This is a genomic window from Streptomyces sp. Je 1-369, from assembly GCF_026810505.1.
Taxonomy (GTDB): Bacteria; Actinomycetota; Actinomycetes; order Streptomycetales; family Streptomycetaceae; genus Streptomyces.
On record NZ_CP101750.1, the window covers coordinates 7,110,283 to 7,124,132 of the forward strand.

11 protein-coding genes are annotated in these 13,850 nt (G+C 68.2%); 8 read left to right on the forward strand and 3 right to left on the reverse strand.

The features are described from left to right. Window positions 1-251: 251 nt before the first annotated feature. The 7 genes from NOO62_RS31810 to NOO62_RS31840 all read left to right on the forward strand — a co-directional run bounded on the left by NOO62_RS31810 (window position 252) and on the right by NOO62_RS31840 (window position 8,907). On the forward strand, window positions 252-4,694 hold the full coding sequence (locus tag NOO62_RS31810; protein WP_268774238.1) for a hypothetical protein: 4,443 nt from the start codon (window positions 252-254) through the stop codon (window positions 4,692-4,694). Window positions 4,695-4,823: 129 nt separating this feature from the next. Further along, window positions 4,824-5,525: a Crp/Fnr family transcriptional regulator gene (locus tag NOO62_RS31815; RefSeq protein ID WP_268774239.1), complete on the forward strand. Its 702-nt coding sequence runs from the start codon at window positions 4,824-4,826 to the stop codon at window positions 5,523-5,525. Between the two features lie 182 nt (window positions 5,526-5,707). Then, a complete protein-coding gene (locus NOO62_RS31820; RefSeq protein ID WP_268774240.1) occupies window positions 5,708-6,430 on the forward strand; it encodes a hypothetical protein in 723 nt (240 codons plus the stop codon). Then, window positions 6,427-6,717: a hypothetical protein gene (locus NOO62_RS31825; RefSeq protein ID WP_268774241.1), complete on the forward strand. Its 291-nt coding sequence runs from the start codon at window positions 6,427-6,429 to the stop codon at window positions 6,715-6,717. Before NOO62_RS31820 ends, NOO62_RS31825 begins: the two co-directional genes overlap by 4 nt. Window positions 6,718-6,956: 239 nt before the next feature. Beyond that, window positions 6,957-7,469, forward strand: coding sequence for a hypothetical protein (locus NOO62_RS31830; RefSeq protein ID WP_268774242.1), 513 nt, complete (start codon window positions 6,957-6,959; stop codon window positions 7,467-7,469). After that, complete coding sequence (locus tag NOO62_RS31835; RefSeq protein WP_268774244.1) at window positions 7,466-7,774, forward strand: helix-turn-helix domain-containing protein; 309 nt, start codon at window positions 7,466-7,468, stop codon at window positions 7,772-7,774. Before NOO62_RS31830 ends, NOO62_RS31835 begins: the two co-directional genes overlap by 4 nt. Continuing rightward, entirely contained in the window at window positions 7,771-8,907 is a 1,137-nt protein-coding gene (locus NOO62_RS31840; protein ID WP_268774245.1) for a hypothetical protein, read from the forward strand. The genes NOO62_RS31835 and NOO62_RS31840 overlap by 4 nt, the downstream gene beginning before the upstream one ends. Before the next feature lie 202 nt (window positions 8,908-9,109). Here NOO62_RS31840 and NOO62_RS31845 read toward each other — a convergent pair whose 3' ends face one another. After that, a complete protein-coding gene (locus tag NOO62_RS31845; RefSeq protein WP_268774246.1) occupies window positions 9,110-10,279 on the reverse strand; it encodes a magnesium and cobalt transport protein CorA in 1,170 nt (389 codons plus the stop codon). Window positions 10,280-10,431: 152 nt separating this feature from the next. On the opposite strand from NOO62_RS31845, the gene NOO62_RS31850 reads away from it, so the two are divergent. Beyond that, window positions 10,432-11,697: a winged helix DNA-binding domain-containing protein gene (locus NOO62_RS31850; protein WP_268774247.1), complete on the forward strand. Its 1,266-nt coding sequence runs from the start codon at window positions 10,432-10,434 to the stop codon at window positions 11,695-11,697. 155 nt (window positions 11,698-11,852) lie between these two features. Here the strand turns inward: NOO62_RS31850 and NOO62_RS31855 are convergent, their stop codons facing one another. Beyond that, entirely contained in the window at window positions 11,853-12,521 is a 669-nt protein-coding gene (locus NOO62_RS31855) for a response regulator (RefSeq protein ID WP_268774248.1), read from the reverse strand. Continuing rightward, window positions 12,485-13,783: a sensor histidine kinase gene (locus NOO62_RS31860; protein ID WP_268774249.1), complete on the reverse strand. Its 1,299-nt coding sequence runs from the start codon at window positions 13,781-13,783 to the stop codon at window positions 12,485-12,487. The genes NOO62_RS31855 and NOO62_RS31860 overlap by 37 nt, the downstream gene beginning before the upstream one ends. Window positions 13,784-13,850: the final 67 nt, after the last annotated feature.

Genomic DNA, 13,850 nt, shown 5'->3' on the forward strand with positions numbered 1-13,850 from the left:
CTCATGTGCCCCACCTCGGTCGCGCAATTCGCTTTGAGTGTCCATGGATCAGGCTGAATTTGGGGAACGAGACCATCCGTACCTACGAGATTAGGTCCGGTCCTCCTCGGGGGCACCACTCAGGATCCGCCCTGTCTGGACCGCTTTCGAGGCGTCAAAGCGGGATTGCGCGAGAGTACGCCTGGCCTGTGCGGTAGCGTCCGCGCACCTGGGCGGCTGACGAGTCCGTCTGACCGACGCTAGGGGGATCTGTGGCACCGCGACCGGGAGGCGAGACGGACAAGTTCGGCAACCGCTACGAGGGGGCCTGGACGATCAGACATGCGCTGTACGTGCTGCTGGGCATGGGGACGTCGATCGCCTTGGAGCCGGGTGCCGCCTTGGGTGACGGCGTCGAGTTCGTCTACCGCCATGACGGTGGGACGCAGGTGCACCAGGTCAAGCGGCAGAACCGGAACGCGAACAGTTGGAACGTAGCCTCCCTTGGTGACAAGGACATCTGGAGGAACCTGCGTTCCCACGTCGACGCGGGCCGCGCGTTCCACTTCGTCTCCCTGATCCCCGCCCGCGCGCTCGACGAGCTCGCCGACCGTGCCCGCCGTTCCGACGACGTCGCCACCTTCGAAACCGAGTGGCTGACGGACGAACTCCAAGGCCCCTTCGACGCTCTCGCCGCGGCTGACGTCTACGGCTCAGCCGCGACGGCCTGGCGCATGCTGAGAGGGCTGTGGGTGGAGTGGCACAACGAGCGTGACATCGTGAACACCAACGCGGTCCTGGCCGAGCAGGTCCTTGCCGGGGCCCCAGGCCGCCTTGCGGCTCTCGGGCTCGGTGACCTCCTGCTGAACAGTCTGGGAACCACGCTCGACGCCCCTGCCATCGTGGCCCGGCTGGGACAGTACGGCCTGCGGCAGGTCAGCCGAGTGGACGGCGTGGAGGTGACCGGCGCGGTGAGTCAGGCGACGCGTCGGTGGGAGGCGAGCATCCGACGTGCGTTGCTCCGGCCGATGATTCCCCGAGAAGAGGCCGACCAACTGGTGGAGCAGGTCATGGGAGGGGCCCGACAGCTCACCCTCCTGACCGGTGCCGCGGGCGGCGGCAAGAGCGCGGTGCTGCACCAGGCCTTCACCGTCCTCAAGGAGCGTGCCACTCCGGTGCTCGCATTCCGTCTCGACCGGCTGGATCCCTTCACCTCGACCCATGAGCTGGGCCGGCGTATCGACCTGACCATGTCGCCGGTGAGCGCCCTCGGAGCCGTAGCGGATGGGCGTCCCTGTGTACTACTCGTGGACCAGCTCGATGCGGTCAGCCTGGCATCGGGACGCATTCCGGACACCTTCGACGCGGTGGCCGACTTGATAGGCGAGGCGGTGGCGCACCCGGCCATGCGCGTCGTCCTCGTGTGCCGAGCTTTCGACGCCCAGGTCGACCCTCGCATCCGCCACCTCACCGCATCGGACCACTGCGCACGCGTCACGGTCGGGCCACTGTCCGACGCCCAGATCGATGCCGCAGTCACCCACATGGACCTGGACCCCTCCCGCCTGGCCTCGCAGCAGCGTGCGCTGCTGACGTCACCGGTGCATCTCGTCCTTCTCGCCGAGGTTGCTGAGCAGGAGGATGCGCTCTCCTTCCATACCAACAGGCAGCTTTTCGACGCCTTTTGGGAAACCAAGCGGAAGGAGTGCATGCGTGGCCGGCCCTCCGTTCGCTTCCACGAGGCGGTATCGGCAGTCGTGACAGCCATGAGCGCGCGGCAACGGCTGTCCGTGCCCCTGAGCGTGCTCGATACGGACCATCTCTCCGTGAGCAGGGATGTGCTGGTGTCGGAGCACGTCTGTGTGCGCGACGGTAGGCAACTGGCTTTCTTCCACGAAAGCTTCTTCGACTACGCCTTCGCACGCGAATGGCTCCGGCGTGACGAGAGCCTGGTCACGTTCCTCACAGGTGGGGAGCAGGAACTCTTCCGCCGGGGACAGGTGCGGCAGGTCCTCGATCACCTACGCGATCAGGACCCGGAGCGGTTCGTCGAAGAGGTTGAGGCGCTGCTGACCAGTCCGGAGATTCGTTACCACCTCAAAGACGTCACTCTGGCCGTGTTGCGCGGCCTGGAAGCCCCAACCACCGGTGAGTGGGGCGTTGTGGCGCGCGTGTTGCGCACCCGCCCTCCGTTCCACGCCCAGCTCGTTAACGCGGTCTGCAATGAGTCATGGTTCTGTCGCGCGGATGACGAAGCACTGCTCGATGACTGGCTGACCAGCGCTGATGAAAGGGAGCGCGACTGGGCGGTGCGGATGATGGCCGCAGCCGCGGGCACCTTCCCCGACCGGGTGGCTCGCCTCCTGGAACCGCACACCTCGGATCCTAGATACGGTTCGTGGTGGACCTGGATCGTTCGCTTCGCTCGCCTCGCGGGCAGCCGGAAGCTCTTCGACCTCCTGCTTGACGGCGTACGAGCAGGCATCTCCTCCGGCCATGAGCATGCCCTCTGGGCCGCGGCGGGTGACCTGGCCAACGAACAGCCCGCCTGGGCAGTTGAGTTGATCGGCGCGCTGGTGGCAGGTCGTCCCGATTCCCTCCGACTGGACGATGACGGCAGGGTCGCCGTCCTGCTGACCAGGGACCACTGGGCACTCCGTGTGGTGGCGGCCGCCGCGCTGGGCGCTCCCGAGGAGTTCTGCGTCCGGCTTCTGCCCGTGCTTCTGGACGTCATGACGGCGACGTCCTATCCACCACGATCGGGCGGCCCGACTTACGACAAGCACTTTGCGTTTCGCTACCCTGACGACGACCCCAGTGATCTGGGCAGCGCCTTGTTCCAGGGCGCGGAAAAGGCCCTGCAGATCGTGGCGGGCAGGGACGCCGCTCGCGTGCGAGAGCTTGTGGAAGGGTTCGCAAACGTTCCGTATGAGGCCGCACAGTGGCTCCTCTACCAGGCACTCGCCGGGGCGGGCCCCGACCTGGCTCCTTGGTCTGCCGAAATCCTGCTGGAGGGCAGACACCGTCTCTTGTCCGGCTACGGGGCCAATGTCGTGTGGGGTGCCCGCCAGGTGATCTGCGCTGTCGGTGACGCTCTCCCCGATGACACTCTTGTGCGACTGGAGGACGTGCTCCTTTATTTGCGGCTTCCCCCGGACGAAGGGCTCTCACCCTGGCACGAGTTCACGCTTCTGACGGCGTTCCCCGAGGGCCGTCTTTCCACGCGGGCAACGCGTCGACTCGGTGAACTGCGCAGGCGTCACGGCGACATGCGGGAGCCGGATGAGCCGCAAGGGATGACGGCTGGGTTCATCGGGTCGCCGATCTCATCGGAATCGGCCCAGCACATGAGTGACGACCAGTGGCTGGGCGCCATGAGGAGGCACTGCCAGGACCGCACCGACTGGGAGACCTTCACAGGCGGAGCCCGGGAATTGTCCCAGGTGCTGAAGGGCATGACTGCGGCGGACCCTGGCCGGTTCGCGCGGCTCGCCTTGCGGATGGAAGCAAGCATGCATGCCGCCTACGGAGCCTTGCTGCTCCAGGGTCTTGGTGAAGCGGAGCCGTACACCGAACCGGAAACCGTTTTCGCGGCGGTTCGCCATTTCGCGAGCCAAGGCAGGTCGGAGCACGATCGCTGGCTCGGATGGTCGCTGCGGAAGTACCTCAGCCATGTGCCTCTCGACCTGGTGGGGACGCTCTTGAACCACGCTCTCGCCTCCGACGTCGATGGTGACGGCCTCGTTGAGGACATAGGAGAAGCAGACCGCAGCCTGTTCGCCGCCGGAATCAACACTGTGCGCGGCAGCGCGGCCGAAAGCCTGGGTGACCTGCTCACCCACGACGCGGACGGCTCCCGGGCCGCTCTGGTCGTACCTCACCTGTGCCGACTGGCCGCCGCTCCTTCCTTGCCGGTCCGGGCGTGTGTGGCGCACTTGCTGCATGCCGCCATGCGTCACGACCGCCCTGCGGTGGTCAGTGCCTTCACGGTGCTCACCGAGGCCCCCGACCAAATCCTGGCCTCACGGCATGTGGCCCGTCTGTTTGTGGCGCTGTGTCACGGGGACCCGGGTGCGGGCAGACCGATGATGGAACGGATGCTGCGCTCCTCGGTGGCAGAGCTCCGTCGAGTCGGTGGGCAGGTCGCCGCGTTGGCGGCGATGGAGTGGGAGATGACGGATCTGCTGGCGCAGGTGCTCGCCGGGGACGACGGAGCACAGCGGCAGGGCGCCGCACACGTGTGTGCCCAGCGCCTCGTGAACACCGGGGACGCGGCCCTGGCCCATCACGCACTGGTCCGGTTCTTACACGACCCGGCGGAGGACGTGCGGAAGGCCGCCGCCGCTGTCGCCGTCTCGTTGAGGGGCCAGCGCCTGGGGCCCGTCCGCCGGACTGTGATCGCGCTGATGGAATCTCGCGCCTTCGAGCCCGCCCTGCCCCAATTGCTGATCACTCTTGAGCACGCCCCTGACCGTATCGACGAGCTGGTACTGACGTGTGTGCGGCGATTCCTCACGGTGTTCGGCGCAGCCTCGGCCGACTTGGCGACCGGCGCTGCGGCTGACGCCCACCACATCGGTGAGCTGCTGGTCCGTGCCAATGCCCAGGCCGCTTCGGCGGAATGCCGGTCCGAGAGCCTCGACCTATTGGACCAACTGTTGCTTCTGGGAGCTTATGGCGTGGCCGAGGCGATCAGAGGTGTCGACCGGAGCTGAGTTCCTCAGCCTGGAGAACGGCGGGGTGCTCCAGCTGTGCGCCGCTGTGCGCCCTGGAGTGCGTTCGGCGCACCAAGAGGCCGAGCGGAATCGCGCACCGTCGCGTGGGTGAAGTGCTCTGCTGTGCACATGATGCACGGCTCGAACGTAAACGATCGCGTGCCGTTTCTCGACACCCTGCCCGAGGGGGTGCGCGCAGACCTCGAACTGCTCGGCTATCGGCGTAGCTATGCCGTAGGGGACATATTGATCAGTGAGGGTGACTGTGTACATGACCTGGTGTTGCTTCACGAAGGGCTCGTCAAGGTCATCGCCCGCCTGGACGGCGGCAACGAATCACTGGTGGACATTGGAATAGCCGGGGATGTCGTGGGCGAGATGGCGGCGATGAGTCGTGGATCGAGATCGGCCACGGTGGTCGCCTGCGGTGAAGTCATCGCCACCGTCATTCCGGAGCGTGAACTCAAGCCCTTCCTCATCGGCAATCCCGAGGTGTGGTCAGCCCTCGACACCGTGCTCTGCGGTCGGTTGCGCAGAGCTGTGCGCTGGCGTCTGGAGTTCCGCGGCTACCCGGTTCTGGTCCGGCTGGCTCGCGTGTTGGTCGAACTTGCGGTGTCGTACGGGCGGCCGGAATGGGGTGGGGTGCGCATCAACGTGAGCCTGTCCCAGTCCGAGTTGGCCGCGCTCACCGGGTCCAAAAGGAACACCGTGCAAAAGATGCTCGCCCAACTGGGAAGGGGAGGACTTGTCAGAACCGGTGAAAAGTACACCTATGTGAGGGACTTGGATCGTCTGCGGGAGGTAGCCCAGCTGAGCGCGCCGAGCGTCTAGGGTCGCGGCTGTCAAGAGAGCCGCATTAATGCGGATAGTTCGACGCCTTGCGTCCTTCCCTGCAGAGTTGGCGTTCAGCGCACCCAACTACACCTGGAAGGTGGCGAGTTGTCGTGACAGAACCCTTCTCTCCTCGGTCTCCGAACGCCATCCCGGACCGTCGGCTGTGTCTGGCGGCGGATATGGACCAGTACAGCCGCCTCGATACCCAGACCCAGTCGGCTGCCCAGGCCAACCTGGTCCGGCTATTGGATGAGGCGGCGACGCACATCGGACTGGACCGAACCGCCTGGGCTCGTCAGCCGCAGGGCGACCAGGAGTTCGCCGTTCTCCCCGAGACCACACCGGAAGCCGCCGTGCTGGGGCCGTTCGTGCGTCACTTGGCGACTTGCCTCGGCGCCCTCAATGCCCGTCCGGCCGCCCCGCGTGTCAGGCTACGGCTGGCCGTCGACACCGGTGTCGCTGCGAACGCCGCTCTCGGTCACGCCGGACCTGCGCCGGTCGCTGTGGCCCGCTATGTGAACGCGCCCCAGCTGAAGGGTGTGCTGGCTGCACTTACTTCGGCGGACCTCGCCGTCATCGTGTCAGACCGGTTGTACCAGGACGTTGTGCGGTCCGGGCACCCCGGCCTCGACCCGGCGCAATACGTCCGGGCCCACGTGCGGGTGAAGGAGTTTGTTGGTTACGGCTGGATCCGCGTGCCGGGGCACGGGCCCGACGACGTGCGGCCGTCGGTGGAGGACGCACATGAACCGCAGCCGTCGCCGGACGCGCCCGGTGCGGGCCAGACAACGCTGTTTCAGCACGTCCGCCAGGGCGTCGCTGTCGGCCGGGACGTCGGCGGTGGCCTCAACGTCGGCCTGCCCGTGGTCCCTCCGGCGGCCGGTCCCGGGTGTGCCTGGTGACAGCCCCGCACAAGGTCGAGACGCGCCTCGAAGGGGACAACGCCCAGTGGGCGGACTACGGGGTGAACGTCGGTCACGCCATGTACGGCGATATTCACATCCACCCACCCGCTCTTCCTGCGGACGGGCCGTCCCGGTTCCGACCCCAGGTGGCGAGCGCGATCTCGGCGACGCGCCACGCGGCCGCGCGATCGGGGCTGATCGCCCTGGTGCGTGCCTGCGAGCGAACTGCTGAGGCGCTCGCCGTCGTCAGTCGGCCGGACATGACCGGAAAGGAGAAGCAATGACGTGGACTGACCCCGCGGGCGCGTTCGCCCTGATCGGCAATCGCCTTCGTGCGGTGCCCGGCGGTGTACAGCGGTCCCTCACGGTGACTGTGGACCACCACCCGGTACGGCTTTCCCTGGAGGAGTGCAGGAACGCCCTCTACGGGCCACTACGTGACGAGGCGCTGCGGACTGCGATCTGGCGGCAGGCGGTCACGGAGGCACAGCGGGAGCCTCGAGGTGGCGACGGTAAGGGACGGATGACCGCCGTCTGGCTGGCGATTCCCGGCGCGTACCGGAATCTGCACCGGATCCTGCGCCAGTTGAGGGTTGAGCGGTCCGACCTTGAGTCGGAAGCCGTCCTCGCAGTACTCGCCGCCCTTGACGCGGCGGATCCGGACGGCCCGGAGACGGGGGGCCGCATGATCAAGGAGGCGGTGAACCGGATGTGGGCCTACGCGAACCGCGTCACACGAGAGGTTCCCGTAGTGGACATCGCTGCCTTCGCCGATGCACGCAACGCCACGGATACGCTGGAAGAACGATCGCGACCGACCGACGGGTGGGAGGTGCACCTCACGCCCCCGCCTGGCCGCGACGGGCTGGCCGCGACGCTGCGCTTCGCCGACTCGCGGACCCAGCAAGAAGGGGAACGGATCGGAGCACTCGCGCAGTGCGCGGGCTTACCTGATCTGGTGTTCCGAGCCCGCCGTCACGAGGAGGCCGAGCTCATCGGCACCCTGGTTCTGCGCCCTACGGGACCCCGGCGGTGAGCGCGCGTTCCGGGCCGCCCCTGGGCTTCGCGGAGGCCTTCGACCTGCCTTTGAGTGTCGACCTGCGCACGGCTGCCCGTGCTTTCGGAGTCTGTCCTGGTACGGCGTACAAACTGGTCCGCCTAGACACCTTCCCGTGCCCTGTGCTGCGTATCGGCGGGCGCTACCGCATCCCGACCGCGCACCTGTTGCGCTCCCTCGGTATTGAGGAGAAGCCGCTGTACGCCCTCGACTTGGAAGCCGGGGCCACACACGCCGCCCGGCTCGACGACACCCACCCTCGTGAAACGGAGCACCCGGCATGATTGCGTCACAGACTCTTCGGCAGGACCCCGACCGGCCCCGCACGTGTTTCGTCGTCGGTCCCATCGGCGATCCGTACGCTACGCACAGCAGCCCCGAGCGTGAGGCGTACGAGCACCACCTCGGCATCTTCGAGCAGGTGATCGCCCCTGCCTGTGAGAAGTACGAGATCACCGCTGTGCGCGCGGACGGTATTGCGCACGCCGGTGATATCAACGAGCAGATCTGTCGGCATGTCATCGAGTCCGATCTGGTCATCGCGGACGTCAGCGGCGGCAATTCCAACGTGATGTATGAGCTGGGATTGCGCCACATCACGGGCAAGCCGACGATCCATATCGGGGAGGTCGGCCAGCTGCCCTTCGACATCGCCTCGATTAGGACGATCCGGTATCAGCGCGCGCGCAGCCACCTGGCCGGCGCGCGCAGGGAGATCGAATGCGCCCTGGAAGCCGGGCTCCAGGACGGCTTCGAGCTCCTCACCCCGGCGCGGGTGCTGCGTGGACTCCAGACCGTCGACGGAACCTCGTCCACCGCGCAGAGCGCGAACGAGGGGGACGCGGACGACGACAATGCGCCCGGGCTGCTCGATGACTTCGTCGCGATCGAAGACGGGCTGGGCGAGATGACCGCGGACATGGCGGCGATCACGAAGACGATGGAGACCATCGGAGCGCTGACCGAACAGAGCAACATTGAGATGCTCGATCTCACTCAGGCGAAGGCGCCCGCGAGCGCACGGCTCGCGGCTGTGACCCGGTACGCGGAGTCGCTCAGTGTGCCGGCTGGGGAGCTGAACACTGTCACTGCGGCCTTTTCAGAGCGGATGGCGACCTTGGACAGCGGGGTGAGGGCCGCTCTCGGTCTCATCGAGGTAACTCCGCCCGACGAGCGTGGCGAGGGAACGGAGGATTTCCTGGAGCAACTCATGTCCTTGGACGAGTCCGCTCAAGCCGGGCTGTCGCAGGTCGCCTTCTTGGGTACGTCCGCGAGCGGCATGGTCCGTGTGAGTCGGTACCTCCGCAATCCGGTGAAGGACATCTCTGCCGCGGTGAAGCGGTTGACGTCCGCCATCACGTGCATGGGGGAGTGGGCGGGCAAAGCCCGCGCTCTGGCGCAGGGCACCACCGAGTGAAGCTGCCCCGGCGGGAACCCGGACCTCTGAGGTCCGGGTTCTGTGATGCTACGGCGCTGTCTGGCCGCGCGTCACCACGGACACTGGCCGTGATTGATGCGAGAGTGAAGACTCCCCCGGACTGGCCATGGCTCGCCATGGCCCCTTTCGTTGGGAGATGCAAGAGCAAACGACCGACACTGCTTGAGTGCCGTCGACAGACCTAGAGCCAATCCCGCCGCTTGAAAATGAAGTACAGACTCACGCACACCACCGCCATCAGCAGAATCGCGAACGGATACCCCGCCGCCCACTTCAGCTCCGGCATGGTCTCGAAGTTCATCCCGTAGATCGTGCCGACCAGCGTCGGCGCGAACAGGATCGCCGCCCACGACGAGATCTTCTTGATCTCCTCATTCTGTTCGAAGCCTGCCTCCGCCAGCGCTCGCATCTCTGCGTTCTGCTGCTGGGTCACCAGCGTCGCGTTGACCGTGAGGATGTCGGCCAGGGCCTGGCGGAAGCCGTCGGCGCGTTCGCTGGTGTGAGTGACGTGGTCGGCTACGTCCCGTAGGTAGCGCTGGAGTTCCTCGTCCGTGCCGTACTTCGCGAAGCCTGCCATCAAGGAGTGCAGCATGCCGACCAGGGGGCGTGTCGCGCGTTGGAACTCGACCATTTCGCGGGAGAGTTCGTAGATGCGGCGGGAGACCTCCGGCTCGCCGCGGAAGACCTCCGTCTCGATCTCGTCGATGTCGTTCTGGACGCCCGCGACGACCGGGACGTAGCCGTCCACCACCGCGTCGAGGATCGCGTAGAGCACCGCCTCCGGGCCCAGCTTGAGGAGGTCGGGGCTCTCCTCCATGCGGCGGCGGACTCCGGACAGGTCGGGGGCTGCGCTGTGGCGGACCGTGATGACGAAGTCTGGGCCCACGAATACGTGCAGTTCGCCGAAGTCGACCTCTTCGGGGGCGTCGAGGTAGCGGGCCGCGCGGAGGACGACGAAGAGCGTGTCGCCGTAGCGCTCCAGCTTCGGGCGCTGGTGGGCCTCCATCGCGTCCTCCAGGGCCAGCTCGTGGAGGTCGAACTCGGCGGCCAGGGTGAGGAGCTCCGCCTCCGTCGGGCGGGCGAGACCGATCCACGCCATGCCGTCCGGCTGCTCTCGCAGTTCGCGGAACGTGTCCGCCAGGGAGGTGGGCGTCGCCACGCGGACCCCGTCGCGGTACAGGGCCGCCTCGACGATTCCGGCCGCGGGGGAGTGTGCTGCGGTTGGGGGCGCGTCCACCACGGGACGCGAGGTGGTCTTGATGGGCGGGGGGTCCGCGGGGCGCGTTCCTCGGCGCCATGTGTGCTTCTTGCCGTTCGCGGTCGGCTCCGGGCGGGCTCGGCGTTCCGGCATGGCGGGCGGCCACCTTCGATCGGCGCGGTCCCGCGTTCCGCGGACCCCGGCAGGATATGCGGCCGGTGGGGTGGGGAGTGGGAGCGGCGGCGCCCCAGTGGGTGCGGAATTCAGGACCGTATGTGTCCGCAAGGCCCGCTAGCGTTCCGTTCATGAAGAACACGTCGGCCTCGGGCCGGACGAGCCCCGTCCTGGGAGCCCGTGCTCTCAATCGCGCCACCCTCGACCGGCAGCTCCTCCTGCGCCGGTCCTCTGATCTGTCGGTCAAGGATGCCGTGACCCATCTCGTCGGCCTCCAGGCGCAGAACGTCAAGCCGCCCTACTACGCTCTCGCCGCGCGCCTCGCGGACTTCGATCCCGCCGAGCTGTCCGCGCTCCTCGACGCGCGCGAGCTCGTGCGTATCGTGACTCTGCGCTCCACCATCCATCTGCATACCGCCGCCGACGCGCGCAGCCTGCGGCCGCTCGTCCAGAGTGCGCGTGACGGGGAGCTGGCGGGGTTCGGGAAAGGGCTGGTCGGTGTCGATCTGGTCGAGCTCGCGGACATCGCGCGTGCGGCCGTCGAGGCGGAACCCCGCACGATGAAGCAGCTGCGCGAGGTGCTGCTCGTGCGGTGGCCCGACGCCGACCCGCAGTCCCTCGCCGTCGCCGCACGCTGCCTGCTGCCGCTCGTCCAGGTCACCCCGCGCGGGCTGTGGCGGCGCAGCGGTCAGGTCGCGCTCACCACGGTCGGGCAGTGGGTCGGTGACGACGACGGTTCCGTGGGGGCGTCCGGTGCTGTGTCCCGTGGTGACTCCGGTGGGGATTCCGGTGTCGCGTCTCTCGACGATTCCGGTGGGGGTTCCGGTGTCGCGTCTCTCGACGGTTCCGCTGGGGTGTCCCGTGTTCGCTCCCTCGACGATGCCGTTCTGCGCTACCTCGCCGCCTTCGGTCCCGCCTCCGTCAAGGACATGCAGACCTGGGCCCGTCTCACCCGGCTCCGCGTGGTGTTCGAGCGGCTTCGGCCCCGGCTGCGTACGTTCCGGGACGAGAACGGTGTCGAGCTCTTCGACCTGCCCGACGCGCCGCGTCCCGACCCCGACACCCCGGCCCCGCCCCGCTTCCTTCCCGAGTACGACAACCTCCTCCTCTCGCACGCCGACCGGACCCGCGTCGTCCCCGCCGACTACAAGGGGCGTACGTGGAAGGGGAACGTGTCGTACTGCGTCTTCCTGCTCGACGGGTTCCTCGCTGGAGTGTGGCGGTTGGCGGAGGACGTGAAGAGCGGGGCCGCCGTGCTCACCATCGAGCCGTTCGGGCGGCGGCCCGGCCGGGCGCAGCGGGAAGAGTTGGTGCGGGAGGCGGAGTGGATGCTGACGCGTGTCGCGGAGACGTCATCGTCGTACGACATTCGTTTCGGGAGCGTCGTCGACGGCTGACCGGGTGGTCAGTGGTAGGGCTGTGTGGTGAGCGCTGTGTGCTGCGTGCTGGCGTGAATGTCAGGGGCGCGCGTGTGCGGCGGGGCCGCGCGTGTGCGGCGGGGGTAATCATGTCTGGCGGGGGCACTCATGTACGGCTGGGCCGCGCGCGTACGTCATGTCCGCAAGTACGTCAGCACCGCCAGGACTCTTCGGTGTGTCTCGTCCGTCTGCGGCAGGTCCAGCTTCGTCAGGATGTTGCCGATGTGCTTGCCGACCGCCGCGTCGGACACCACCAGCTCCCTGGCTATCGCCCCGTTCGACTTGCCCTCGGCGATCAGTGCGAGCACCTCGCGTTCGCGCGGGGTGAGCTGGTCCAGGGGGTCGCGGCGGCGGCGCAGCAGCTGGCGTACCACCTCGGGGTCGACCACCGTCCCGCCGTCCGCCACCTTGCGCAGCGCCTCCACGAACTCCTCGACCTGTCCGACCCGGTCCTTGAGGAGGTAGCCGACGCCCGATCCGTCGCCGGAGTCCAGGAGTTCGGCTGCGTACGACCGCTGCACGTACTGACTGAGGACCAGGACCGGGAGTGCGGGGCGCTTCTCGCGCAGCCGTACCGCCGCGTGCAGGCCCTCGTCCTGGAAGTCGGGCGGCATGCGTACGTCCGTGACCACGATGTCGGGGGCGTGCTCCTCGACCGCGGCGACCAGTGCCCGCGCGTCCCCGACGGCCGACACCACCTCGTGGCCGCAGCGGGCGAGCAGGCCGATGAGCCCCTCCCGCAACAGCACACTGTCCTCGGCCAGTACTACGCGGAGCGGTCTGCCGCCCTCGTCAACTCGCAAGGAAACTCCACACGCAACAGGGTCGGCCCACCCGGCGGACTGGTCAGAGCCAGTCTGCCATCCAGCACCGACACCCGGTCCGCGAGCCCCAGGATGCCGCTCCCCGCCGCCGGATCCGCGCCGCCGCAGCCGTCGTCGCGCAGCTCCAGGTACAGGCGTCCGCCGCGGTGCCCGCTCGTTATCCGCGCGCGCCGCGCCCCGCTGTGTTTCGTGATGTTGGCGAGCGCCTCACAGACCACGAAGTACGCCGCTGATTCGACTGCCTGCGGTGCCCTGCCCGGCAGTTGGAGTTCTACGTCTACGGGGATCGCGCTGCGGTCGGCGGCATCGGCTACCGCCTCCTCGAGGCCGTAGTCCGTGAGGACCTTCGGGTAGATGCCGTGGATGAGCTCGCGCAGCTCCGCCAGCGCCGCGCCCGCCTCCCCGTGCGCCTTCGTCAGCTGATCGGCGAGCGGGCCCGGCGGGGCGTCGAGCCGGGCCAGTCCCAGCGCCATCGACAGGGCTACGAGGCGCTGTTGGGCTCCGTCGTGCAGATCGCGCTCGATACGGCGCCGCTCGGACTCGAAGGCATCCACCAACCGGGCGCGGGAGCGCGCCAGTTCGACGACCTTGGCGCCGAGCTCCCCCTCCGGCGGGGAGATCAGGAGCCGGGTCAGGCCGGCGCGGGCGCCCGCCGTGGTGCCGAGCACGTACACGCCGAGGGCCAGCAGGAGCAGGCCCAGGACCGCGACGCCGAACGCGGTCGGCCACGTGGTGACCGTCCACTGCTTGAGCACCTTCGCCTCGTCGCCGTCGCCGACCGTGGCCATCAGCAGAGGCGTGGCGACCACCGACAGCGGCAGGAACAGGGCGACGATGATCGCCACGGCGTCGACCGGCCAGAGGAGCCCTGCGAACAGCAGGGCGTACCCGAGCTCCCGCCATGTCATGGGTTCGCGCAGCCGCGTGAGCAGCCAGGGGCGGAGCCCCGGATCGGGTGGCACCTGGTGGCGGCCGGGGGCGGGGGCGCGGTCGATCAGGCGGAGCCTGCGCCGCTCCATCCCGGCCACCGGAATCCCGCCGAGAGCGGCCACGACGAGCAGCGGCAGTCCCACCAGGACGAGGGTGAGCGCGCCGCACACCGCCGCCACCACCACGACCACCACCAGGGTGGCGGCGCCGCTCACCGCGCCGGTGAGCAGATACGCGGCGGAGCGCCAGGGCCAGGCCGACAGGAGGAAGCCGGGCCGGGACATGGCCTGCCACACGTTCCGAGGATGCATGCGCATGACCGTAAGCGGCGTCGGTGGGCCTGTGCCATCGGGGCGGAGTCCGTATCCGGGGTATGCC